At 69.3% G+C, this 24071-nt stretch carries 23 protein-coding genes; 17 read left to right on the top strand and 6 right to left on the bottom strand.

Annotated features, from left to right (window positions below):
* Nucleotides 1-56 precede the first annotated feature (56 nt).
* A complete protein-coding gene (locus tag IEY36_RS14095; RefSeq protein WP_188967709.1) occupies nucleotides 57-1022 on the bottom strand; it encodes a Bug family tripartite tricarboxylate transporter substrate binding protein in 966 nt (321 codons plus the stop codon).
* 230 nt (nucleotides 1023-1252) lie between these two features.
* Here IEY36_RS14095 and IEY36_RS14100 point away from each other — a divergent pair, with 230 nt between their 5' ends.
* From IEY36_RS14100 to IEY36_RS14130, 7 genes are all read left to right on the top strand, one after another.
* Nucleotides 1253-2131 carry a lysophospholipid acyltransferase family protein gene (locus tag IEY36_RS14100; RefSeq protein WP_229681312.1) on the top strand — a complete coding sequence of 293 codons (879 nt, stop codon included), beginning with the start codon at nucleotides 1253-1255 and terminating at the stop codon, nucleotides 2129-2131.
* 445 nt (nucleotides 2132-2576) lie between these two features.
* Nucleotides 2577-3956 carry a tRNA (N6-isopentenyl adenosine(37)-C2)-methylthiotransferase MiaB gene (miaB, locus tag IEY36_RS14105; RefSeq protein ID WP_188967710.1) on the top strand — a complete coding sequence of 460 codons (1380 nt, stop codon included), beginning with the start codon at nucleotides 2577-2579 and terminating at the stop codon, nucleotides 3954-3956.
* Nucleotides 3953-5002, top strand: coding sequence for a PhoH family protein (locus IEY36_RS14110; RefSeq protein ID WP_188967711.1), 1050 nt, complete (start codon nucleotides 3953-3955; stop codon nucleotides 5000-5002). Before miaB ends, IEY36_RS14110 begins: the two co-directional genes overlap by 4 nt.
* Nucleotides 5003-5063: 61 nt before the next feature.
* Entirely contained in the window at nucleotides 5064-5513 is a 450-nt protein-coding gene (gene ybeY / locus IEY36_RS14115; protein ID WP_188967712.1) for an rRNA maturation RNase YbeY, read from the top strand.
* Nucleotides 5510-6403: a hemolysin family protein gene (locus IEY36_RS14120; protein ID WP_188967713.1), complete on the top strand. Its 894-nt coding sequence runs from the start codon at nucleotides 5510-5512 to the stop codon at nucleotides 6401-6403. The genes ybeY and IEY36_RS14120 overlap by 4 nt, the downstream gene beginning before the upstream one ends.
* 415 nt (nucleotides 6404-6818) lie before the next feature.
* Complete coding sequence (lnt, locus tag IEY36_RS14125; protein WP_188967714.1) at nucleotides 6819-8342, top strand: apolipoprotein N-acyltransferase; 1524 nt, start codon at nucleotides 6819-6821, stop codon at nucleotides 8340-8342.
* A gap of 178 nt (nucleotides 8343-8520) precedes the next feature.
* Complete coding sequence (locus tag IEY36_RS14130; RefSeq protein ID WP_188967788.1) at nucleotides 8521-8976, top strand: helix-turn-helix domain-containing protein; 456 nt, start codon at nucleotides 8521-8523, stop codon at nucleotides 8974-8976.
* A 188-nt stretch (nucleotides 8977-9164) separates the two neighbouring features.
* Here the strand turns inward: IEY36_RS14130 and IEY36_RS14135 are convergent, their stop codons facing one another.
* Entirely contained in the window at nucleotides 9165-10070 is a 906-nt protein-coding gene (locus tag IEY36_RS14135; RefSeq protein ID WP_188967715.1) for a PfkB family carbohydrate kinase, read from the bottom strand.
* Between IEY36_RS14135 and IEY36_RS14140 the strand changes: the two genes are divergently transcribed.
* On the top strand, nucleotides 10069-10788 hold the full coding sequence (locus IEY36_RS14140) for an RluA family pseudouridine synthase (RefSeq protein WP_229681313.1): 720 nt from the start codon (nucleotides 10069-10071) through the stop codon (nucleotides 10786-10788). The two genes, IEY36_RS14135 and IEY36_RS14140, sit on opposite strands and share 2 nt — an antisense overlap.
* Here the strand turns inward: IEY36_RS14140 and IEY36_RS14145 are convergent.
* Nucleotides 10775-11677 (bottom strand): LysR family transcriptional regulator, encoded by a 903-nt coding sequence (locus IEY36_RS14145; RefSeq protein WP_188967716.1) that lies wholly within the window; start codon nucleotides 11675-11677, stop codon nucleotides 10775-10777. The two genes, IEY36_RS14140 and IEY36_RS14145, sit on opposite strands and share 14 nt — an antisense overlap.
* A 115-nt stretch (nucleotides 11678-11792) precedes the next feature.
* Here IEY36_RS14145 and IEY36_RS14150 point away from each other — a divergent pair, with 115 nt between their 5' ends.
* The gene (locus tag IEY36_RS14150; protein WP_188967717.1) at nucleotides 11793-12338 is read left to right on the top strand and encodes a carboxymuconolactone decarboxylase family protein; all 546 of its coding nucleotides are present in this window, start codon (nucleotides 11793-11795) and stop codon (nucleotides 12336-12338) included.
* Nucleotides 12339-12479: 141 nt separating this feature from the next.
* A complete protein-coding gene (locus IEY36_RS14155; protein WP_188967718.1) occupies nucleotides 12480-13088 on the top strand; it encodes a pyridoxamine 5'-phosphate oxidase family protein in 609 nt (202 codons plus the stop codon).
* A gap of 494 nt (nucleotides 13089-13582) precedes the next feature.
* On the opposite strand, the gene IEY36_RS14160 is transcribed toward IEY36_RS14155, so the two are convergent.
* Nucleotides 13583-16036: a mechanosensitive ion channel family protein gene (locus IEY36_RS14160; RefSeq protein ID WP_188967719.1), complete on the bottom strand. Its 2454-nt coding sequence runs from the start codon at nucleotides 16034-16036 to the stop codon at nucleotides 13583-13585.
* Between the two features lie 102 nt (nucleotides 16037-16138).
* Here IEY36_RS14160 and IEY36_RS14165 point away from each other — a divergent pair, with 102 nt between their 5' ends.
* The 5 genes from IEY36_RS14165 to IEY36_RS14185 all read left to right on the top strand — a co-directional run bounded on the left by IEY36_RS14165 (nucleotide 16139) and on the right by IEY36_RS14185 (nucleotide 20656).
* Nucleotides 16139-17347: an MFS transporter gene (locus IEY36_RS14165; RefSeq protein ID WP_188967720.1), complete on the top strand. Its 1209-nt coding sequence runs from the start codon at nucleotides 16139-16141 to the stop codon at nucleotides 17345-17347.
* 21 nt (nucleotides 17348-17368) lie between these two features.
* Nucleotides 17369-17563, top strand: a complete 195-nt coding sequence (locus IEY36_RS14170) for a twin transmembrane helix small protein (RefSeq protein WP_188967721.1) — start codon at nucleotides 17369-17371, stop codon at nucleotides 17561-17563.
* 98 nt (nucleotides 17564-17661) lie between these two features.
* On the top strand, nucleotides 17662-18411 hold the full coding sequence (locus tag IEY36_RS14175) for an electron transfer flavoprotein subunit beta/FixA family protein (protein ID WP_188967722.1): 750 nt from the start codon (nucleotides 17662-17664) through the stop codon (nucleotides 18409-18411).
* 2 nt (nucleotides 18412-18413) lie between these two features.
* Nucleotides 18414-19346, top strand: coding sequence for an electron transfer flavoprotein subunit alpha/FixB family protein (locus IEY36_RS14180; RefSeq protein WP_188967723.1), 933 nt, complete (start codon nucleotides 18414-18416; stop codon nucleotides 19344-19346).
* Between the two features lie 431 nt (nucleotides 19347-19777).
* Complete coding sequence (locus tag IEY36_RS14185) at nucleotides 19778-20656, top strand: 3-hydroxybutyryl-CoA dehydrogenase (RefSeq protein WP_188967724.1); 879 nt, start codon at nucleotides 19778-19780, stop codon at nucleotides 20654-20656.
* 229 nt (nucleotides 20657-20885) lie between these two features.
* On the opposite strand, the gene IEY36_RS14190 is transcribed toward IEY36_RS14185, so the two are convergent.
* Nucleotides 20886-21392, bottom strand: coding sequence for a DUF992 domain-containing protein (locus IEY36_RS14190; RefSeq protein ID WP_188967725.1), 507 nt, complete (start codon nucleotides 21390-21392; stop codon nucleotides 20886-20888).
* A 102-nt stretch (nucleotides 21393-21494) separates the two neighbouring features.
* Between IEY36_RS14190 and IEY36_RS14195 the strand changes: the two genes are divergently transcribed.
* Together IEY36_RS14195 and IEY36_RS14200 are read left to right on the top strand one after the other, a co-directional pair.
* The gene (locus IEY36_RS14195) at nucleotides 21495-22394 is read left to right on the top strand and encodes an NAD(P)-dependent oxidoreductase (RefSeq protein WP_188967726.1); all 900 of its coding nucleotides are present in this window, start codon (nucleotides 21495-21497) and stop codon (nucleotides 22392-22394) included.
* Complete coding sequence (locus IEY36_RS14200; protein ID WP_188967727.1) at nucleotides 22395-23177, top strand: potassium channel family protein; 783 nt, start codon at nucleotides 22395-22397, stop codon at nucleotides 23175-23177.
* Here the strand turns inward: IEY36_RS14200 and IEY36_RS14205 are convergent, their stop codons facing one another.
* The gene (locus IEY36_RS14205) at nucleotides 23178-23963 is read right to left on the bottom strand and encodes a helix-turn-helix domain-containing protein (RefSeq protein ID WP_229681314.1); all 786 of its coding nucleotides are present in this window, start codon (nucleotides 23961-23963) and stop codon (nucleotides 23178-23180) included.
* Between the last annotated feature and the right edge of the window lie 108 nt (nucleotides 23964-24071).

Below are 24071 nucleotides of genomic sequence, written 5' to 3' on the forward strand. Positions count from 1 at the left end.
TAGCGAAAACAATCACTTAGGGGCGTTGCCGTGAGCCGTGGCGAAGGGAAACGGCTCTAGTCGAGGCTGATGTTCAGCGGCGCGACCACCCGCCGCCAGCGCGCCAGGTCCTGCTGCATCATGGCGCCGAAGGCCACCGGGTCGCTGGCGGCCGATGTGACGCCCAGCCCGTCCAGCCTTTCGCGCAGGCTGGCCTCGGCCATCGCCTTGGTGAAGGCCTGCTGCCAATAGGCAACCGCCGCCGGCGGCGTGCCCGCCCGCACCGACAGCCCGGTCCAGATGCTGGCGGTGAAGCCGGGCACCGCGTCCTCCGTCAGCGTCGGCACATCCGGTAGGGAGGGGAAGCGATGCGCGCCTGTCGTCGCCACCACTTTCAACGCCCCGCCCGAGAACCCCAGCACCGACGGCACCGAGACGAACATCAGCGCGATCCGCCCGGCCAGCAGGTCGTTGAACGCGGCCGCCGCGCCGCGATAGGGCACGTGCTCGACATTCAGGTGCTCGCGCGCCTTGAGGTCCTCCATGATCAGATGCGTGTTGGTGCCGATCCCAGTCGAGGCATAGGGCAGCGGCGTCGGCGTGCTGCGGGCCAGGGCGATCAGCCCTGCGGCATCCGTCACCGGCACGTTCGGCCCGGCGAGCAGCGCCACCGGGCTGTCCAGCAACTGCATCACCGGGGCGAGGTCGGCCTCCGGGTCATAGGGCATGCGCCGGCCGATCGCCTTCGGGATGGTGGTTTGCCCGGCGGTGGCCAACAGCAGGGAGAGCCCGTCGGCCGGCCCGCGCGCCACCGCCTCGCCACCCAGGATGCCGCCGGCGCCGGCACGGTTCTCGACCACCATCTGCTGCCCGGTGCCGGCCTGGATCGCCTGGGCGAACAGCCGGCCCAGCACATCCTGCGACCCGCCCGGCGCGAAGGGGACGACGAGCCGCGCCGGCCGTTCCGGCGTCCAGCCGGCCTGGGCCTGCGCTACGGCGGGAAGGGCAAGGGCCCCGAGCAGCGTACGGCGGAGGATCGGCATGGTCGGAAACTCCTTTTGGCGCGGGAATGCTCTCGCGCCCCGGCGGGAAAGACAATCGCTCCGCGAGGCGAAGCGATATCCGCCTGGCGCCGCGATTTCCGCCTGGCGGAGCGAGATTCATGCCGTTGCCGCGAAGCCTTCATTGCCCCGCCATCATCGGCGCGCTACCTCGACCGCTTATGGAAGCAGTAGCCCGCGCACCGGAAGACGCCCTCAAGCCCCGCCGGCTCATGCGCGGGTCGCCGCTGAATTTCCAGCCGTGGATTCCGGGCGCCGCCTGGGGCGACGTGATGGAACCCCGTCCGCATGGCGGCCGCTTCCGCGCGGTGCGCCGCATCACCACCGCACTGCTCTGGACGCTGATCGCGGTGCCGATCCAGATGGTGCTGATCCGCGTCTCCACTCGGGCCGCCATGTCCTTCGCCCGCACCTATCACAGCGGGCTTTGCCGGGTGATCGGCCTGAAGATCCAGGTGGTCGGGCAGCCCTGCACCGCGCCCTCGGTGCTTTATGTGTCGAACCATTCTTCCTGGCTCGACATCCTGGTGCTCGGCGCCGTGCTGCAGGCTTCCTTCGTCTCCAAGGCCGAGGTCGGCCAATGGCCGGTCGCCGGTACCGTCGCCCGGCTCGGCCGCACCATCTTCGTCAGCCGCAAGCGCAATGGCACCGGCAAGGAAGCCCGCGAGATCCAGGACCGCCTGGCCGGCGGGGACAGCATCATCCTGTTCCCCGAAGGCACCTCGAATGACGGCACGCGGGTGCTGCCCTTCCGCTCCTCCTTTCTGACCGTGGCGCAGGACGCGAAGCAGCTGCAGCCGATCTCGCTGGTCTATGACCGGCTCGGCGGGCTGCCGGCCTGCCGGCGCGACCGGCCCTTCTTCGCCTGGTACGGTGACATGGACCTCGCCACCCATTTCTGGCGCATCGCCCGGCGCTCCGGGGCGCGAGCCACGGTGCTGCTGCATGAACCGGCCGACCCGGCTGCCTTCGCCGACCGCAAGGCCCTGACCGCGGCGGTCAGCGACGTCGTTGCCGACGGCGCCGCGCTGCTGCGGCAGAACCGGGCTGTGGTGCCGCTGCGGCTGCGGGTGCCGACGCCGCGCGGGTGAGAGAAGGTTGGAGGGGCGCTGCCCCCTCCAAGCCACCCCGACACGGGTCCCATTGACGTTTCACGGCAACGTCAATGGGTGCCCATCAGCTTAGGTCCTGTGAATATTTCGAATTGGTGTTGGGGAGGGGGGCAGCTATGGCCCGCGAAGCCCCAGTTGGGCGCGGAGACCGGCCTCTGCGCCGATCCTGGCAACGGCGCACGGCGCCAACAGATGGCATTCCAAAGGGCACAGCCCTTTGGTGGGGTGGTTCGGAGGGGCAAGGCCCCGTCAACCGTGCTGTCATCATCACGACGCTTGACCCGACGCGGACCCGCCGGCCACGCTTCCGTCATGACGATCCGCTTCAGGCTCCTGGTCGCTTGACCCGCGCCGCCGTGGTGCGCATCTCCCCCGCCTGCCTTCGCCGCGACCTGCGCGGCGAGGCCGGCGGAGCCTGACCCGAATGACCGACACGATGCCCCCGCGGAAGCGCCTTCTGATCCGCACCTGGGGCTGCCAGATGAATGTGTATGACAGCGCCCGCATGGCGGATGTGCTGGCCCCGCTCGGCTATGCGCCGACCGAGGTGGCGGAGGAGGCCGACATGGTCATCCTCAACACCTGCCACATCCGCGAGAAGGCGACGGAGAAGGTGTTCTCCGATCTCGGCCGGCTGCGCGAGGCCAAGCAGGCCCGTGGCGGCGACATGGTCATCGCGGTGGCCGGCTGCGTCGCCCAGGCCGAGGGCAAGGAGATCACCGCCCGCGCCCCCTGGGTGGACATCGTGCTCGGTCCGCAATCCTACCATCGCTTGCCGGAGATGGTCGCCCGCGCCTCGCGCGCCGCCGGCGCCGTGATCGAGACCGAGTTCCCGCCCGAGGACAAGTTCGACCACCTGCCCGAGACGACGGCACCGCAGGGCGTGACGGCCTTCCTCACCGTGCAGGAAGGCTGCGACAAATTCTGTTCCTTTTGCGTGGTGCCCTACACGCGCGGCTCGGAGTATTCCCGCCCGGCCGAGGCCGTCATCGCCGAGGCGCGCCGCCTGGTCGCGCTCGGCGCGCGGGAGATCACGCTGCTCGGCCAGAATGTGAATGCCTGGCATGGCGAGGGTCCCGATGGCCGCGCCTGGACGCTCGGCCGCCTGCTGCGCGCCCTGGCCGAAATCCCGGACCTCGCCCGGCTGCGCTACACGACCTCCCATCCGCGCGACATGGATGACGATCTGATCGCCGCCCATGCCGACACGCCGGCGATCATGCCCTTCCTGCATCTGCCGGTGCAGTCGGGCTCCGACCGCATGCTGCGGACGATGAACCGTGGCCATACGGCGGATGACTACCGCCGGCTGGTCGAGCGCCTGCGCGCCGCGCGGCCCGACCTTGCCCTGTCCACCGACATCATCGCCGGCCATCCCGGAGAGACCGATGCCGACCACGACGCCACCATGGCGCTGATCCGCGACACCGGCTTCGCCCAGGCCTTCTCCTTCAAATATTCGGCCCGCCCGGGCACGCCCGCCTCGACCATGGCCGGGCAGGTCGCGGAAAGCCTGAAGGACAGTCGCCTCGCCGAGATCCAGGCCCTGCTGCGCGACCAGCAGGCCGCCTTCAACCGCTCCCGCGCCGGGCTGCTCGTCGAGGTGCTGGTCACCGGCCCGGGGCGTCACCCCGGCCAGATGGCCGGCCGCACCCCGTGGCTCAACCCGGTGCATTTCGATGGCCCCGCCGCCCTCGCGGGGCAGGTGGTCCCGGTGCGAATCCTCGCCGGACACCCCAATTCCCTTACCGGGGCGCTCGAGGCGTCCCACCATGCCGCAACCAGGGAGAGACCAGCCGCTTGACCACAACACCCAGCCTCGACCTCCGCGCCTCGGACCCCCGCAGCCCGATCGACCGACGCTCGATCACGCTGCAATTCGACGACAACGTCCTGCTGCCGCTCCTGCATGGGGAGCATGACCGGCATCTGGCGCGGATCGAGCAGGTGCTCGGCGTGCGCCTGGCGTCACGCGGCAACCGCATCGCCATCTCGGGCGGGTCGGAACGGACGGAAATGGCGGAGGCGGCGCTGCTGGCGCTGTGGAAACGATTGGAACAGGGACATCCCGTGGGCACGGGTGAAGTCGAGGCCGCCCTGCGCCTGGCCGAGGGCGGCGCCGAACAGGGCGAACCCCGCCTGCCGCTGCGCGACCTGCCGGCAATCCGCACCCGCAAGGGCGCCATCGCGCCGCGCTCGCCCGCCCAGGCCGAGTACATCGACCTGCTGGCCAAGCGCGAGATGGTATTCGGCGTCGGCCCGGCCGGCACCGGCAAGACCTACCTCGCCGTGGCGCAGGGGGTGGCGCTGCTGCAGACCGGGCGCGTGGATCGCCTGGTGCTGTCGCGCCCGGCGGTCGAGGCCGGCGAGCGCCTCGGCTTCCTGCCCGGTGACATGAAGGAGAAGGTCGACCCCTATCTCCGCCCGCTCTACGACGCCCTTCACGATATGTTGCCCGGCGAGCAGGTCGCCCGCCGGATCACCGCCGGGGAGATCGAGATCGCCCCGCTCGCCTTCATGCGCGGCCGCACCCTTGCGCATGCCTACTGCATCCTCGACGAGGCGCAGAACACCACGCCTGCGCAGATCAAGATGTTCCTCACCCGTATGGGGGAGGGCTCGCGCATGGTCATCACCGGCGACCCGACGCAGGTGGACCTGCCCGCCGGCCAACCCTCGGGCCTGGCCGAGGCGCTGAAGATCGTCGAGGGGGTGGAGGGCATCGGTGTGGCGAGATTCGCCGAGCGGGATGTGGTAAGGCATCCGCTGGTGGCCCGGATCGTCGCCGCCTATGGGCGGGCCGACGATCAGTCACGGGCAAAGAAGGAGAGATATGGAACCGGGAAGTAGCCGTCCCGGCCGCGGTCACGTTTCAAGTGATCAGGCTGGGCTTCGGAACGGGTCGCAGGAGATGTCCGACATCTCGGTGATTCTGGCGGCGCCGGGCTGGCGCGCCGCCGTCAAACGGCCGGAAGCGCTTGCGCGCCGCGCCGTCGAGGCCGCCTTGCGCGAGGCCGGCGCCCATGGCGCCATCACCGTCCTGCTGACCGACGATACCGCGGTCAAGCGGCTGAACGGGCGGCACCGCGCCAAGGTCAAGCCGACCAACGTCCTTTCCTTCCCGACCGGCATCCCGGGGCAGCTCGGCGATGTTGCGCTCGCGCTCGGCGTGGTGCGGCGGGAAGCGCGCGAGGCCGGGCGCAAGACCTCGGCGCACCTCGCTCATCTGGTCGCCCATGGGGCGCTGCACCTGGCCGGGCATGACCACCTCGAAGCCGGCGAGGCGCGCCGCATGGAACGCGCCGAGGCGCGGGTGATGCGCCGGCTCGGCCTGCCCAACCCCTGGCGGGGCGTGTCATGAGCGACCTGTCAGGCAAACCGGGCCTGTTCTGGAAGCTGCAGGGCCTGCTCCGCCGCAAGGCCGCCGAATCGGTCCGCGACCGGGTCGAGGAACTGATCGAGCGCGGCGAGGACCATCGCGACACCACCGAGCTGGACGAGAGCGACCTCGACACCCACGAGCGCGCCCTGCTGTCCAATGTGCTGCGCCTGCAGGGCACCGCCGCCTGTGACGTGATGGTGCCGCGCGCCGACATCATGGCGATGTCCGAGGACCTCACGCTGGAGGAGGCGATCGGCCTGATCCAGAAGGATGGCCACAGCCGCTATCCGGTCTATCGCGAGAGCCTCGACGACATCGCTGGCATGGTCCACATCAAGGATGTCTTTGCCTCGGTGGGCAGTGACAAGCCCTTCGACATCAAGGCCATCCTGCGCAAGCCGCTGTTTGTCGTGCCCTCGATCCCAGTGCTCGACCTGCTGCTGCAGATGCGCGTCGCGCGCATCCACATGGCGCTGGTGGTCGACGAATATGGCGGCATCGACGGTCTGGTCACCATCGAGGATCTGGTCGAGACCATCGTCGGCGACATCTCAGACGAACATGACGAGGACGTGGCGCCGCAGATCACCGAGCGTCCGGACGGCACGATCGACCTCGACGCCCGAACGCCGATCAAGGTCTTCGAGGCACGGCTCGGCCAGATCCTGACCGAGGAGGAGCGCGCCGCCGACATCGACACGGTGGGCGGGCTGATCTTCACCCTGGCCGGGCGCGTGCCGGCCAAGGGGGAACTCATCTCTCACCCCTCGGGGCTCGAATTCCGGGTCCTCGATGCCGACCCCCGACGCATCAGGCGGCTGCGCGTGCGGCTGCCCGGGGCCGAACCGCAACGCGCGGCGGCCGAATAGGCCTGGTGTCCCGCCAGATGCGTTCGCCGGATCACCGGTGAACGCAGGGGACAAGCTGGTCACTGAGAACAAGGGCTGGTGTCCTGATTCAGAAATGCCGAGGACTTCGGAAGCAGGATACGAGAGCGTGATTGCTTCACCTTCGTTCACCTATCACGCCCTAAATTATTGTTTAATCATGTGATTCCGACATCCGTGCAGTCGCGCCGGCGGCCATCGCGCTCAAGGGGCGCCCTGGTGGCGCGGGGGTCCGGCCGCGGCGGGCGGATGCTGCCCGCTGCCGGACGCACCGGGCCGGTCCGGGGGGCTGCGTCCCATCATTGTCTCGGGCCATCCTGCCCATGCTGAGGCAAAACCCGCCTGCGTCGCAGCGTCGACCATCATTGCCACCCCTCGCCGACTAGGACCGCTTCGCATGTGGGATCGTTTTCTGGGTCATCTCGCGTCGCGGCGGGGGTGGCGGTTCTGGGTCACGGCGATCGGTCTGGGCGCCTTGGCCGCCCTGGCCCTACCGCCGGTGCATGCGGTGCCGGTCCTGCTGGTGGCGATCCCCGGCCTCTTGGCCATGCTGAACGGCGCCGTGAGCTGGAAGCGCGCCTTCTGGGTGGGCTTCGCCTGGGGCTGGGGCTTCTTCGTCGCGGGCCTGTACTGGATCACCGAGGCGATCCTCACCGATGTCGCGCATTTCTGGTGGCTGGTGCCGATCGCGGTGCCGGCGCTAGCCTTGCCGCTCGCGGTCTTCGTGGCCGGGCCGGCCGTGCTGGCCTGGAAGGTGCGGGCCGGCTGTCCGCGCGTGCTGGTCTTCGCTGGCGCCTGGGTGTTGTTCGAGATGCTGCGCGGCTGGGCCTTCACCGGCTTCCCATGGAACCTGCTTGGCACGGTCTGGGCCTTCGGCGCCTTGCCGATCCAGGCGGCGGCCTGGGTCGGCGTGCATGGGCTGTCGCTCGCCACGCTGATCATCGCGGCCACGCCGCTGCTCGGGCGGCGGGCGATGCTGGGGGGCGCGGCGGCACTGGCCGGCTTCGCGCTGTTCGGGCTGGTGCGGCTGTGGCCGGCCGAACCGCCGCCGCAGCCGGTCGGGCTGCTGATCGTGCAGGGCAACATCGCGCAGGAGGTGAAGTGGCGCGAGGACCAGCGCGTCCCGATCCTGCGCCGCTACATCGAGGCAACGCGCGAAGCCGCCCTGGCCGCGCTGCGCGAGCTGCCCGAGGACCAGACGCTGGTGGTGATCTGGCCGGAGACGGCCGTGCCTTTTCTCGTCGCCGATGATCCTGATGTGCGCCAGCTCATAGCGGGCGCCCTGCCTCAGCGTGCCATTCTGCTGACCGGCACGGTACGGGCCGAATACGGACCGGACCGGCGCTTGCGACGCGTGTTCAACAGCCTTGTGGCAATCGACCCGGCCGGTGCGGTGCGGGGGGTCGCCGACAAGGTCCATTTGGTGCCCTTCGGCGAATACATGCCGCTGTCGGGGTTGCTGCCGATCCGGTTGGTGCAGGGCGGAATGGATTTCACGCCCGGTAACGAGTTGCAACCTATGAGGGTAGATGGTGTGCCGCCTTTCGGCACGTTGATTTGTTACGAAGTCATATTTCCCGCTGCGGTTGTTCCGCGTGAGCGGCCGGCATGGCTGGTCAATGTGACCAACGATGCCTGGTTCGGCATCTCGGCCGGCCCCTGGCAGCATTTGGCGGCGGCCCGGATGCGGGCGGTCGAGGAGGGCCTGCCTCTCGCGCGCGCCGCGCAGACCGGCATTTCAGCCGTGTTCGACGCGCGAGGACGTGAGGTGGCCCGCACCGGTCTGGGTGAGACGGGGGTTCTAATGGCGCCGTTACCCGCACCGCGGGAACCGACGCCCTTCGCCCGGCTCGGCCTCCTGGTGGCGGCGATTCTTTCGGCTGGCGCACTCGCGTTCGGGTGGTGGAAGAGACATGGATAGATCAGCAGCGCGATCACAGCGCGTGAGCTGTGCTGCCTTTTGTCGTCTCAATTATTGAGAATAAGAAAAAGAGTTGACGGAAAATGAATCAAGGCCTACTGCTGCGACGGGGCGTGGCTGCATTCACCGCAATCGCGGCGGGAGGAATTTCATGACTGGCGCAGCAGCGGAGGTGTTGATGTCGAGCAATGAGACCGTAGAACGGGTGGAACGCGAACATCGCGCGAGCCCGATCGATGTCCATGTCGGCACTCGCGTACGGTTGCGTCGCACGCTTCTTGGCATGAGCCAGGAAAAGCTCGGCGAGGCCCTTGGTCTGACATTTCAGCAAATCCAGAAATATGAACGCGGTGTGAACCGGATCGGCGCCAGCCGCCTGTTCGACTTGGCCCGCGTGCTGGATGTGCCGATCGGCTTCTTCTTCGACGACATGTCCCCGGAATTGGGGGGCAATGCCGCCAATCGCTCGCGCGGCGGCGCCTTCGGCTTCGCCGAGGGGCAGGAAGGCTTCGAGGACGACACGCTGCATCGCCGCGAGACGCTGGAACTGGTGCGTGCCTATTACCGCATCACCGACCCGTCGATCCGCAAGCGCGTCTTCGACCTGATCAAGACGCTCTCGCCCGGCGAGTAAGGCAGGGGCCGGCACCAGCTGGCCTCTTCCTGCGTTTCAGCTGCCCCGGCGCATGGACCGTCCACGCCGGCTGCCGTCATGTCAGCGGCACGAGGCTCCGACTCGTGCCGAGGCTGCGGCCCGCCGGCAATCCGGCGAAAGCCAAGCAAACCAGAGCCTTGCGCCCGGCGTTCGAGGGTTTGAGAAGGTCATGCCAGCAGCGCCTCCACCATGGCGCGATCCGGTGTCGCGCCATCGCGTGCGCGCAGCGCTCCGGCAGCAGCGGCGAATCGCATCGCCTGGTCCACCGGCATCCTTTCGGCCATCGCCAGCGCATAGGCGCCGTGGAACACATCCCCCGCGCCGGTGGTGTTGGTCGCCTCGACCGGAAAGGCGGGAATGCGCTCAGCTTTGGCGGCGCCGGGCACCAGCCACAACACGCCCTTCTCCCCCTGCGTCACCGCCGCGACCTTCACCGGCCCCGAGGCGATCGCCCGCCGCAGCCCCTCCTCGGGCGAACAGCCCGGCGCGAAATTGGCGAGGCCGGTGACCGAAAAGATCGCGTGATCCACCCGTGGCACCAAGTCGACCAGGATGCGCGTCTCGCTGCGTTCGCCGTCCAGCACCACCGGCACTCCGGCGGCCCGCGCGGCGGCGGCGGCGGCGGCGACGCCCTCCGGCCAGCGCGGGTCGCAGCACAGCGCCCCGGCACCTTTCAATTTATCGAGAGGAAGCCAGCCCGGATCCGTCCCGAGCCCAGACCCGCGGAAGGAAATGATCGTCCGTTCGCCGCGCGGGTCCACCAGTACCGCGCCGACCGGCGTGCGCCCGCCAGGCACGCGCCGCAGGCCGGTGACATCCACCCCCTCGGCGGCCAGCGCCGCGGCCAGCGGCTCGCCATTCAGGTCATCGCCGACCCGCCCCCAGAAGGCGGCCCTGCCGCCCAGCCGCAACGCCGCGATCGCCGCATTGGCGGCCATGCCGCCGGGGCCGATGCTGTAGGACCGGGCGGCGATCTTCGCCGGCGGCTGGGGTATGTCCTCGACCCGAAAGGTGTGGTCGGCCACCACGTTGCCGAGGCAGATGACGAGAGGCTTGCCAAGTGATCCAGTCATGATGCGCGGCAGGCTCCCACGCCCGGCCGCGCCGCGCCAAGCGCCGCCGGCCCCGATCGCCGCGCGCATCATCCTGCTGCGCGACGATGCGATGGTGCTCGACAAGCCCGCCGGGCTGCCGGTGCATCGCGGCCCGCGCGGCGGCGCCTCCATGGAGGATTGGCTGGAACAGCTGCGCATGGGCAGGCGCCACCTGCCGCAGCCGGCCCACCGCCTCGACACCGACACCGCCGGCTGCCTGGTGCTCGGCCGCACCAAACCCGCGCTTGGCGCGCTGGGGCGGATCTTCGCGGCAGGCCAGGCCGACAAGACCTATTGGGCCGTGCTGCGCGGCGGGCCGGCCGAGGATGACGGCGCGATCGACGCCCCGCTGCGCAAGACCAGCAGCGCCGCGCGTGGCTGGCGCATGGAGGTTCACCCCGAGGGCCAGCCTGCCGTCACGCGCTGGCGCGTGCTCGGCCGCGGCACCGGCCTGACTTGGGTGGAATTCCGCCCCGAGACCGGCCGCACCCACCAGCTGCGCGTGCATGCCGCGGCCCAAGGATGGCCTATCCTCGGCGACCCGCTCTATGGCGAGGCCGCCCCGGGCGGGCTGCACCTGTTGGCGCGGGCCATCGCCCTCCCCCTCGACCCGCCGCTGGCCGCCACGGCGCCGGTGCCGCCGCACATGCAGGCGGCGCTGCGGGCCTGCGGATGGGACGCCGCTACAGCGCCGTGAACCGCCAATCCCGCGTGGCGCGCGCCAATTCCACCAGCGCCCGCACCTTGGCCGAGAGCAGCCGGGCGGAGGGATAGACGAACTGGATCGGCTGCGGCGGCGGCTCGAATGCCTCCATCACCGTCACCAGCCGCCCGGCCCGCACCGCCTCCTGTGCCTGGTAGGACAGCGCCATCGTCACCCCGCCGCCCTGCGCCGCGTGCCACAGCGCCGCATCGACACTGTTGGTGACGTAGCGCGGGGTGATGGCCTGCGTCCGCACCGCGCCCTCGCGATGAAAGCGCCACACCCGTTCCACCCCCAGCGCGCTGCAATGAATGACGCGATGTCTGGCGAGGTCCTCCGGCCCCTGCGGCACGCCGGCCTTGGCGAGATACTCCGGTGCGGCGACCCAGACCCGCCGCGTTTCCCCCACCCGCCGCGCCACCAGCGTGCTGTCCTGCAATTCGCCGATGCGCAGCGCGACATCGACGCCATCCTCCAGCAGGTCGACATAGCGGTCCGACAAGGTGAGCTCGCCGGTCACGTCGAGATGCAGGGAGAGGAATTCGCAGACCAGCGGCCCGACATGCAGCCGCCCGAACATCACCGGCGCGGCGACCACGAGATGCCCCGACGGCGCGCTGCGTTCGGCCGCCGCGCTGTCCTCGGCCTCGCGCAGATCGGCCAGGATGCGGCGCGCCCGCACCAGGAACCGCCTGCCCGCATCGGTCAGCGCCACCCGCCTGGTGGTTCGTTGCAACAGCCGCAGCCCGAGCCGTTCCTCCAGCGCCGCGACCGAGCGGGTCACGGCCGAGGGCGACAGCCCCAGCCGCCGTGCCGCCGGGGCGAAGCCCTCGGCATCGGCCACCGCGACGAAGGCCGCCATGGCATCGAAGCGATCGGTCATTGTTGCGTTCTCCGCAGTGATCCTGTTCAGAATGACATGATTATCCCAAACGACGACCGGATGCATCTTCCCGGCACAGGACGGATCACCCGCCCCGTCATTCGGAGAGCACCCCATGTCCCGCATCCCCACCCCGGCGACCATCGACGCCGCCCCCGAAGCCGCCCGCCCGCTGCTGAACGGCGTGAAGGCGCAGCTCGGCTCGGTGCCGAACCTGTTCCGCGTGCTGGCCAACAGCCCCGCCGCGCTCGGCGGCTATCTCGGCCTGAACGGCGCGCTGGCGAAGGGCGCGCTCGACCCGCGCACCCGTGAACGCATCGCGCTCGCCGTCGCCGAGGTGAATGGCTGCGGCTATTGCCTGGCCGCGCATACCTATCTCGGCACCAACCTCGCCAAGCTCGACGCCGCCGAGATCGCCGCCAACCGCGCCGGCCGATCGAACGACGCCAAGGCGGATGCGGCGGTGCGCTTCGCCGTCGCAGTGACCCAGTCGCGCGGTCATGTCGGCGACGAGGCGATCGCCACCATCCGTGCCGCCGGCTGGAGCGATGCCGAGATCCTCGAGATCACCGTGCATGTCGCGCTGAACACACTGACCAACTACGTCAACGAGGTTGCCGGCACCGAGGTGGATTTCCCCGCCGTGGCCCGTGCCGCCTGACCCGGTCGCGGCTGGCGCGCGCCAGCCGCACCCCTCTGCCTTGCCCCGCGGCATGGCCGAGCCTGGTGATTCCCCCGCCCGGCACGGCCATGATCCGCCGGGCATGGCGGCCCCCACCATCCCCGCCCCTGGAGACCGACCATGGACCCGACCCCTTCGAGTGACGTCGCCTTCTCCCCCGCCGTGAAGGCGATCCAGGCCGAGCGCGGTTCGCGTGAGCATTACGCGCGGATGGAACGCCGCGGCGGCTGGCAGGCCGAGATCACCCCGGACCTCGCCGCCTTCATCGCCGCCCAGCGCAGTTTCTACCTCGCGACCGCCAGTGCGGATGGGCAGCCCTATATCCAGCATCGCGGCGGGCCGCCCGGCTTCCTGCGGGTGCTGGACGCGGAAACCCTGGCCTTCGCCGACCTGGCCGGAAACCGGCAATATGTCAGCCTCGGCAACCTCTCCGAGAATCCGCGCGTGCAGCTTTTCCTGATGGACTACACGCAGCGGCGGCGCATCAAGATCTGGGGCACGGCGCGCGTCGTCACCGACGACCCGGCCCTCTTGCAGATGCTGGTGCCCGAAGGCGGCCAGGGGCGCGCCGAACAGGCGATCGTCATCCACGTCACCGCCTGGGACGCGAATTGCCCGCAGCACATCCCGCAACGTTTCGAGGCGGCCGACGTGGCGCGCGCGATCGCCGAGCGGGACGAACGCATCGCGGCGCTGGAGGCGGAGGTGGCGCGGTTGCGGGGGGCGTGAAGGTGCCCAGTTCGTGTTGACCGAGGGTGGAATCGGAGAGGGCTTCGCCCCCTCCGGACCTCCCCCACCAAAGGCCTAAGGGCCTCTGGACACCATTTTTTGGTGTTGGGTTGTGGGGGTTTTTCGGGAACCAAGGTCGCGTTGGGCACCAGAAGGATCTCGGCATCCATCCGTGTCGCGATGCCAAGCGCCAAGGATGATGCCCAAAGGAAATTCTGATTTTGGGAACCGTCTTCTAAACGGCGCGCCAGGGTGGGCGGGCGATCCAGTCCTGTTTCGTTCCAGCATCATCGGCGCTGCCACGCGCAACACTCGGCGAAGCCGATGGAATCCTGAAGCAACAATGCCCGCGGCGCCCCGGTATGGTTGTGCCTTCCTGCGCGGCCCGGCGCCAGATCGAGGTGTCCAGAGGGCCTTAGGCCTTTGGCGGGGAGGTCTGGAGGGGCAGAGCCCCTCCAACGCGCCCTTTTACCCGCCGGCGACCGCCGCTGCCCTCACGCGGTCTCCGGCCCCGCTACCACCTCCGCCGGGTGCCGTTCCTGCGGTCGTTCCATCACCAGCTTCTGGTGCGGGTACGGTATCTCGATGCCGAGTTCGTCGAACCGCCGCTTGATGCGTCGGTTCATCTCGCGCGCCACCGCCCAGCGTTGGGACGGGTCGGTCTTCAGCCGGATGCGCATCACCACGCCGGAATCGCCGAGCCGTTCGACGCCGAGGATGTCGAGGTCGTCGCGGATCACCGGGCGCCACTTCACGTCCTCGCGGATTTCGGCGGCGACGCTGCGCAGCACGTCGGTGACGCGGTCGGTGTCCTCGCCGTAGCCGATCGAGATATCGAGCACGGCGAAGGCGAAGTCGCGCGTCATGTTGGTCACCGTCGTCACTGCGCTGAACGGGATGATATGCAGGCTGCCATCCTGCGCGCGCAGCTTGATCGAGCGGATCGACAATTGCTCGACCACGCCGGACAGGCCGCCGACCTGCACCACGTCGCCCACCGCCACCGCATCCTCGAACAGCAGGAAGATGCCGGTGATGACGTCGCGCACCAGCGTCTGCGAGCCGAAGCCGATGGCGATGCCGACGACACCGGCACCAGCGATCAGCGGTGCGACGTTCACGCCGATCTCGGTGAGGAAGATGAAGGCGACGACGATCAGGATGGTGATCATCAGCGCCGTGCGCAGCATCGGCAGCAGGGTGCGCACGCGGGCGCTGCGCGCCGCCTTGGCGTCGCGCGACAGATGCGCGAGGTGACGCTCGATGGCGGCGTTGGTGGCTTCCCACGCGGCCATGGCGACCAGGATGGTGAAGCTCATCGAGGCGATCGAGCCGATCAGCCGGCTGCCCAGCGACCCCTGGCCGAACCAGGAGAAGGCGTCGAGCCCCCAGACCTCGAGCAGCAGCAACAGGCTGATTCCGCCGATGAAGAAGGAGAAGATGCCCTTCAGCACCGGCAGATAGCGGTTCGCGCGCGCTTCCAGCCCCTGGTAGCGGCGCGCCAGGTCGGGCGTGATGCGGAAGGCGCGGTCGATGGCGCGGCGGATGGCGATGTCCATCAGCCGTGCTCCACCCAGCACCAGCAGGGTCAGCAGCGAGACGCGAATGAGCCGCCAGAAGCCACCCTGGATCTCCAGCGCCCACACGCCCCAGGCCGCGATCAGCCAGGCGATGGCGATGAAGTGCCAGACCTCCGCGGCGCGGTCGCGCGCCACCCGCAGCAGCCGGCGCGTGGCGTCCGGCGTGGCCCCTTCGGGCAGTTCCGGCGCGCGCAGCACATCCGAGACCGCCGTGCGGTTCTGCAGGATGACGATGACGAGGAACATCGTCACCAGCAACGCGCAGACGCGCAGGATCGAATCATAGGCGGTCCAGGGCAGGCCGAATTGCAGCCCGGCCTCGGCCACCGCGTAGCCGACCACCATCACCACGGTGATGCGGCGCAGCCAGATGGTGATGTAGGCCGCCGTCTCGTCGCCCACCGGCAGCAGCCGCAGCATGGGCGAGGCCGGCGACAGCGCCATGCGCGACGCCACCATGACCGCGCGGGAGGCCATGTAGGCGTTGTTGACCGTCAGCAACACGAGTTCGGTGGTGGGCAGTGGCTGCACCGCGCCGATCAGGCCGTAGGAGACCACCGCGAAGGCGGCGATCGGCAGCAAGTCGAGCCCGAGCCGGCCGACCACCAGCGGAATGCGGCGCAGCCGGGAATAGGCGACGCCCTCCTCCGGGGCGCGTGAATCGAGCCTGTCGCGTGCCCGCGCCAGGGCTCGCGCCGCGAACCATTCCGCGAGAAGGCCAAGGCTGAGCACCAGCAGCAGTTTCCAGGCCGCATCGACGACGCGGTACTGCGTCACCGGGTCGCGCGCCATGGAGGACAGCCAGGCGAACAGGGAGGGCAGGTCGGCGATCGTCCGGACGGTCGCGACCAGCTGTTCCGACAGCGCCGTCAGCCGTTGCGAAGCCCCCTGCAGCAACTGGGCGCCGAGCGTGTTGGGGGCGAGCAGCGCCTCGCTGACGGGCGGCGTGGCGGCGGGGGCCTCGGGCGTCGCGGCCGGCGCCGGGGTTGCGGCCGGTACCGGCGCGGTGGCCGGCACGGTCGCGGGCGCGGCGGCCGGCATAGGCGCCGCGGCACCGCCGGTGGCCGCGGAGAGCCCCTGCAGGGTGCGGATCAGCTCTGCCCGGCGGGTGTCGTCCTGCAACAGCCGGAGCAGGCGTTCCGCCTCGCTGCCGGTCGGCACGGCGGTCGCGGCCGTCGCGGGCTGGGCCGCCGGCGCCGGGGTGGCGTTGCGTGGCGCCGTCGGCTGGCGCGGCGGGCGGGGCGCACTGGGGGCTGCGGGGGCTTCGACGGCGGGCAGCGGCTCGGGCGCATCCACCGGCGACTGCGCGGCGAGCCGCCCCGCCGAGGCCAGCAGCAGGAGACACAGGAATGCCAGGAGGGGTCGCATGAGGCCGTTCATGCCGGCAGGGACCCCATACCGGCGCCCAAGGTCAAGTCGGGCCGCCCCCGTTGCGGCATCGTCGCGCTCGGTCCAGCATTGCGGCGCAGCATGAAACACTCCCCATCCGTCTGGACCGTGATGCTTGCCCTGCTTGGCGTGCATCTCGCCGGCATGGGCGTTTTCCTCGCCGTCCCGGTCCTGGCCACGGCCATAGCCGCGGAAGCGGGCATTCCTGCGGCACTGGCCGGCATCCATACCGGGCTGGTCTATGGCGGGGCGCTGGTGTCGGGGCCGCTCGCCGGGGCCTTCATCCATCGCTACGGGGGCATCCGGGTGCTGCAGGCGGGGCTGACCTTCTGCGGCCTGGCGCTGGCCGTCTCGGTGCTGGCGCATCCGGTCGCCCTGGCGGTCTCGGCCTTCGCCTGTGGCGTCGGCCATGGGCCGGTCACGCCGGCGGGCAGCCATCTGCTGGCGCAACGCACGCCGGCCAACCGCCGATCGCTGATCTTCAGCCTCAAGCAATGCGGCGTGCCGGCGGGGTCTATGCTGGTTGCCGCGGTCACGCCGGTGATCGCCGCGGCCTTTGGTTGGCGGGCCGGCATCCTGGCCGTCTCGGCCTTGCTGGTGACGGCGGCGGTCGTGCTGCAGCCCTTGCGCAAGCCACTCGATGCCGAGCGCGACCGCGCCGCGCGGCTGGGCAACCTGCGGTCGATCTGGACCGCGGCGCTCGGCAGCCTGGCGATCCTGCGGCACCTGCCGCTGTTGCGGCGGCTCACGATGATGTCAGCGCTCTATGGCGTTTCGCAGTTCTGCTTCTCCTCCTTCTTCGTCGTCTTCCAGGTCGAGGCGCTCGGCGTGCCGCTCACCGAGGCCGGCTTCCGTCTGGCCCTGGCGCAGGGTGCGGGCGTGGCCGGGCGGGTATGCTGGGGGATCGCGGCGGACCGGGCGGGCGCGCGGCCGGTGCTGGTGGGCCTTGGCCTGGCGACCGCCGCCTCGGGGCTGGCGCTGCTGCTGGCCGGGCCGGCCTGGCCGGGGGTGCTGGTGACGCTGGCGGGCATGGCCATGGGGGCGACGGCGATCGGCTGGAACGGCGTGTTCCTGGCCGAGACCGCCCGACTCGCCCCGCATGGCAAGGTCGGGGCGACCACGGCGGCGGCGGGGTTCGTGTTCGGCGCCTGCATGCTGGTGGGCCCGCCGGCCTTCTCGGCGCTGGTGCAGGCCTCGGGCGGCTATGGGCTCGGCTTCGGCCTGTGCGCGGCCACGGCGCTGCTGGGCGCGGGGCTGATGCTTGGCGGAAGGGCTGTTGCGAAGCCGTGAAACGGGTCTAGGTAGGAAGCCATGATCACGTTCCTCACCATCCTGCTCGGCCTCGCGATGCTGGGCACGCTCGGGGTGCTGCTTGCCGGCGTGCTGGGCATGGCCGGCGGGCGGGGTAATTCCCGCCGTTCCAACCTGCTGATGCGCTGGCGCATCGGGTTGCAGTTCCTGGCGCTCGTCATCTTCGGCATTCTGTTGCTCGCCATGCGGCACTAGCGCCCCGAACCTTGCCCTGACGGGGTCCGCCCCGTATTTTCCGGCCCCTGCGCGCGGCCAGCATGCGCGCCCAATCCAAGAAGGCACACGGTCCAGCGATGAAGGTTCTCGTCCCCGTCAAGCGGGTGGTCGACTACAACGTGAAGGTTCGCGTCAAGGCGGACGGCACGGGCGTCGAGACCGCGAACGTCAAGATGTCCATGAACCCCTTTGATGAGATCGCGGTGGAGGAAGCCGTCCGTCTCAAGGAAAAGGGCGTCGCCAGTGAGATCATCGCGGTCTCCGCCGGCCCGACCGCGGCGCAGGAGCAGATCCGCACCGCGCTCGCCATGGGCGCCGACCGCGGCATCCTGGTCGAACATGACGGCGTGCTGGAGCCTCTCGCGGTAGCCAAGCTGCTCAAGGCGATCGTCGACAAGGAAGGCCCGACGTTGGTCATTCTCGGCAAGCAGGCGATCGACGACGACATGAGCGCGACGGGCCAGATGCTGGCCGCTTTGCTCGGCTGGGGCCAGGGCACCTTCGCCTCCAAGATCGAGAAGGATGGCGAGACGCTGAAGGTCACGCGCGAGGTCGATGGCGGGCTTGAGACCGTCTCGCTCAAGCTGCCGGCGATCATCACCACCGACCTGCGCCTGAACGAGCCCCGCTACGCCTCGCTGCCGAACATCATGAAGGCGCGCAAGAAGCCGATCGAGACGGTGAAGCCGGCCGATCTCGGCGTCGATGTCACGCCGCGCCTGACCGTGCTGAAGGTCGAGGAACCGCCGAAGCGCCAGGCGGGCAAGAAGGTGGCCTCGGTCGCCGAACTCGTCGACAAGCTGCGCACCGAAGCGAAGGTGATCTGACCATGGCCGTGCTCGTTCTCGCCGACCACAAGGATGGCGGCATCACCCAGCCCACGCGCAGCACCGTCGCCGCCGCCGCGACGCTTGGTGAGGTGCATCTGCTGCTCGCCGGTGAAGGCGCCGGGGCTGCCGCCGCGGCCGCAGCGAAGCTGCCGGGCGTCGCCAAGGTGCTGACCGCCGAGGGTGGCGCTGTTGCCCATGGCCTCGCCGAACCGGTCGCCGCGCTGCTGGTGGCAATGGCGCCGGGTTACACGCATCTGCTGGCGCCGGCCTCGGCCGCTGGCAAGAACGTGATGCCGCGCGCCGCCGCCCTGCTCGACGTGCAGATCCTGTCCGACATCTCGGGCGTCATCGATGCCGACACCTTCGTGCGGCCGATCTATGCCGGCAATGCGATGGCGACGGTGAAGTCATCGGACGCGAAGAAGGTGATCACGGTGCGTGCCGCCTCCTTCGACCCGGTGCCGGCCGAGGGCGGGTCCGCCCCGATCGAGGCCGCGCCGGCCGCCGAGGACCCGGGCCTGTCCACCTTCCTGGGCGCGGAGATCGTGAAGTCGGAGCGGCCGGAACTGACCGCCGCGCGGATCGTGATCTCCGGTGGCCGGGCGATGGCCTCGGCCGAGAACTTCGCCATCATCGAGAAGGTGGCGGATTTGCTCGGCGCCGCCGTCGGTGCCTCACGCGCCGCGGTCGATGCCGGCTATGCGCCGAACGACATGCAGGTCGGCCAGACCGGCAAGATCGTCGCCCCCGAGCTGTATATCGCCGTCGGCATCTCGGGTGCCATCCAGCACCTGGCCGGCATGAAGGACAGCAAGGTCATCGTCGCCATCAACAAGGACGAGGAGGCGCCGATCTTCCAGGTCGCCGACTACGGCCTGGTGGCGGATCTGTTCAAGGCCGTTCCGGAACTTGAGGCCGAACTGTCCAAGTGATGTCGGGGGGCGCCCCAGCGGGCGCCTCTCATTTTTTGCTTTTGATCGGTTCGATTTCAGAGGCATCATGATCATTGCGGCGACCACTTTATTGGGCTCGAACGATGGCAAATGCGCCGGAGCATGCTCCATCGGCCGAGGCAATACTTGAGGCTGTTGCACACCAAATTCGACAGCTACTCTTCCTCGAACGTGCGAAGGGTAATCCACTTAAACTTGCATTTCACACAGTCGGGCGGCGTCTCGGAATAAGCGCTCGACGGGTGCGTGCCTACTTTCATGGCGAGGTGGATGCGACAAAAGTTACGGCCATTGAGTTCCTGGCCATCGATAACAGGTCTCAAGACGCATCTTATTCTGGATGGCATCGACGCAGTTCCGCCGGCGAGCTAAGTCGCCAGGGTCACACTGATGCATTGGCGGAGCATGACATGGCTGAAATCGTGAAACTGGGCGTGATCGGCGCCGGCCTGATGGGCAACGGCATCGCGCATGTCGCCGCACTCTCGGGCCTGTCGGTCGTGCTGATGGATGTCAGCCAGGCCGCGCTCGACAAGGCGCTGGCGACGATGGGCGGCAACATGGACCGCCAGGTGAAGAAGGCGATCATCACCGCCGATGACAAGACCGCCGCGCTCGGCCGCATCACCACCGCCACGGGCAACGACGCCTTCGCCGATTGCGACATCGTCATCGAGGCCGCGACCGAGAATGAGGAGATCAAGAAGAAGATCTTCGCCGGCCTGCCTGCGGTGCTGAAGCCGGACGCGATCCTCGCCTCCAACACCTCCTCCATTCCCATCACGCGGCTGGCCGCCGCGACCGACCGGCCGGGCCGTTTCATCGGCATGCATTTCTTCAACCCGGTGCCGATGATGGCGCTGGTCGAGATCATCCGCGGCCTCGCCACCGAGGATGCGACCTATGAGACCGTGAAGGCGCTGGCCGAACGCATGGGCAAGACCCCGGTGCTCGCGCAGGACTGGCCCGGCTTCGTGGTGAACCGCGTGCTCTGCCCGATGATCAACGAGGCGATCCAGGCGCTGATGGAAGGTGTGGGCACCGTCCAGGCGATCGATGAAGGGCTGAAACTCGGCGCCAATCACCCGATGGGGCCGCTGGAACTGGCGGATTTCGTGGGGCTCGACACGCTGCTGAGCGTGATGAAGGTGCTGCATGAAGGTCTCGGCGACCCGAAGTACCGGCCCTCGCCGCTGCTCGCGAAATATGTGGAAGCGGGCTGGCTGGGGCGGAAGTCGGGGCGCGGATTCTACGACTACTCGACGAAGCCGCCGACGCCGACGCGCTGAGACGTAAGGCTGGAGGGGCTTTGCCCCTCCGGACCACCCCACCAAATGACAGTGTCATTTGGAAAGCCATCTGTCGGGATTGGGCAGGGAGGGGCGCCCGCCACCTCTACACGCCTGTTGCGCGCAACGGCGGCTCCCGGCGTCCAGCGCCAAGTATTGGTGTCCAGAGGCCGTTAGGCCTTTGGCGGGGTGAGGTTTGGAGAGGGGCAGAGCCCCTCTCCAAGGAGCCTCAGCGAGCCGCGACCAGCTTCAACTCGCCAACCCCGAGCGCGATGTTCAGCCCGGTATTGCCTTCGACGCTGACCGGCTGCAGCGCGATGCCGCGGTTGCTGCCGCCCACGAGGATATTCGCCGACCCGCCCACGCCGGCCGTCGCCGCCGCCGTCACGCCGGCGAAGGTGCCGGCCAGCGAGCCGGGCCGGATGTCACCCGTGCTCGCCAGCACGCCCCACAGCATCACGCCGGCGCCGGTGAAGCCGATATCGACGCCATAGCGGCTGATCTCGCCAGTGTAGCGTTCGGTCATGCCGCCGCCCGCCGAGGTGTAAACGCACTGCACGTCACGCGTCGAACCGAAGATGAAGCTGGTGCCGGCGGCGACGTCGCAGCGCAGCGTGCCGGTGCGGACGTGGCCCGTCAGGCTGGGGGGCTGGGTGGTGGACTGTGCGAAGGCCGGCGTGGCCGCCAGCAGGCCGAGACCGAGCATGGCGCCGAGCCGTTTGCCGATGTGACGCATGATGTGGTTGCCTCTCTTTGATGCGGGCGAATGCCCTGCCTTGGCGTAACGCCGGTGGCGCGCCAAGGTTTACCCAAGCATAGCCCGGAAGCACCGAGACCCATGACTCCTATCGCACCGCCCACGAGAATTTCATTCATCGGCATGGGCGTGATGGGTGCCGCCATGGCGGCGAACATCATGAAGGCCGGCTTCGCGCTGACCGTCAGCAGCCGCAGCAAGGCCAAGGCGGAAACGCTGCTCGCGGCCGGCGCCGAATGGGCGCCGACAGCGCAGGATGCCGCCGACGGTGCCGCCTGCGTCTGCCTCTGCGTGCCCGATACGCCCGATGTGGAGGCGGTGCTGTTCGGCGAGGACGGGGTGCTGCATGGCGCGGCGCCCGGGACGGTGGTGATCGATTTCTCGACCATCGCCGCTTCCGCTTCCGCCGCCTTCGCCGCACGCATGGCGGAGGCCGGCATCATTCTGCTCGACAGCCCCGTCTCCGGTGGCCCGCAGGGTGCCATCGACGGCACGCTGACCTGCATGGTGGGTGGCGCGGAGGCCGGTTTCGCCGCCGCGCGGGCGGTGTTCGACGCGGTCGGCAAGACCGTCACCCTGCTCGGCCCGGCGGGGTCGGGGCAGATATGCAAATCGGGCAACCAGCTGATCATCGTCGCCGCCATGCAGGCGGTGGCCGAGGCGCTGACCATGGGCCGCAAGGCTGGGCTCGACCCGGCGCTGATGCGCCAGGCGCTGCTGGGCGGCTCGGCACGGTCCTTCGTGCTGGAAAACCATGCCAAGCGCATGCTTGACCGCAACTTCAAGCCGGGCTTCCGGGCCGAGCTGATGCGCAAGGATCTCCGCCTCGCGCTTGGCGCGGTGCGCGACAATGGCGTCTTCGCGCCCTCCACCGCCCTTGCGGCGCAGATGATGGAGGCGGTGGTCAATTCGGGTCGCGGCGGGGATGATTGCGCGTCGCTCGGCGCGCTTGTCGCCGAATTGTCGGGGCTGAAGGACTGAATGCGCCTGCCGGCATCCCCGCTGCGGGCGCGGCTGCACCACCTGTACAACGGTACCACGTCGGAATGCCGGCGCTTCCGTTACGGCGTGCTGGCGCTCGACCTCGCGACCATCGCCTTCGTCATCGTGACCTCCTTCGTTCAACGCAACCTGGCGATTGTCGTGATCGACGTGTTGATCGGAATTGTGCTGGCGGTGGAATTCGCCGCGCGCCTGGCCGCCAGCCGCCGCCCGTGGCGCGAGGCATTGCGGCTCGCCTCGCTCGCGGATGTGGCCGCCATCATTTCCTTCCTCGCGCCGCTGACCGGTGAGGGGTTCGGCTTCCTGCGGGTGATGCGCACGCTGCGGCTGCTGCATTCCTACCGGATGCTCGGCATGCTGCGGGAGGATTTCGCCTTCTTCCGCCGCAACGAGGAAGCGATGCTGGCGGCGACACATTTGGGTGTCTTCATCTTCATCATGACCGCCGTGGTCTATGAGACGCAGCACGCCCACAACCCGCACATCGCGCACTACGCCGATGCGCTGTACTTCACTGTCACGGCGCTGACGACGACCGGCTTCGGCGACATCACCCTGCCGGGCACGGCGGGGCGGCTGATCTCGGTGGTGATCATGCTGGCCGGCGTCACGCTGTTCCTGCGCCTGGCGCAGGCGCTGTTCCGCCCGGCCAAGGTGCGTTTCACCTGCGCCTCATGCGGGCTGCAGCGGCACGAACCCGATGCGGTTCACTGCAAGGCCTGCGGGGCGCTGCTCAACATCCCGGATGCGGGGCTGGACTGATCAAGCCGCCGCCATGGCGCGCAGGGCGGCCGCGGTGTCGACATCGGCGGGGAAGAAGGTCTCAAGGGTCAATTCGGCCAGCGTCACATCGGTGGCCGTGCCGAACACTGTCGTCGTGCTGATGAAGGCGAGTTCCCCAGCAGGCATGCGCAGCCGCAGCGGCGTCGCGATCAGGCCGCGTTCGCGTTCCGCGGCACTCGGCACCGCTTCCGGGCCGCCGGGATAGCGCGCGATCTCGGCCAGCAGCGCCTCGAGGCCAGGATCGGCGGAGGCATCGGCATCGCGTTTCAGCCGGTCCATCAGATGCGTCTTCCAGGCGCGCAGATTGGCGATGCGCGGCGCCAGGCCGCCCGGATGCAGGCTGAGCCGCAGCACATTGACCGGCGGGGTCAGCAAGGTTGCATCGACGCCGTCCATCAGCCGCATGGCGGTGCGGTTGCCCGCCAGCAGGTTCCAGTGCCGGTCGACCGCCAGCGCCGGCCAGGGCTCATGCCCGGAGAGGATCATGCGCACCGCCTCCATCGCCGGCGCGAGGGCGGGGTCCTCGATGCCGCGTTCGGCGTATTCGGGGGCATGGCCGGCAGCGACCAGCAGCGCATTGCGCGCGCGCAGCGGCACGGTCAGCCGTTCGGCGATGCGCAGCACCATCTCGCGGCTCGGCCGCGCCCGTCCCGATTCCACGAAGGAAAGGTGGCGCTGGGAGATCTCGGCCTCCAGCGCGAGGTCGAGCTGGCTGAGGCGCCGGCGCTGGCGCCATTCCTTGAGCAGGGGTCCGATCGTCGTCATGCGCGGCATCCTATCGCGGTGCGGCGCGCATTCGATGACCTGCGAGGTAATCGCTTCGCCGTCGCGCTTCGGCGATCAACCCGGCATCGGACATGAAGGAGACAGACC

It is taken from the genome of Neoroseomonas lacus, from assembly GCF_014644535.1.
Taxonomy (GTDB): domain Bacteria; phylum Pseudomonadota; class Alphaproteobacteria; order Acetobacterales; family Acetobacteraceae; genus Neoroseomonas; species Neoroseomonas lacus.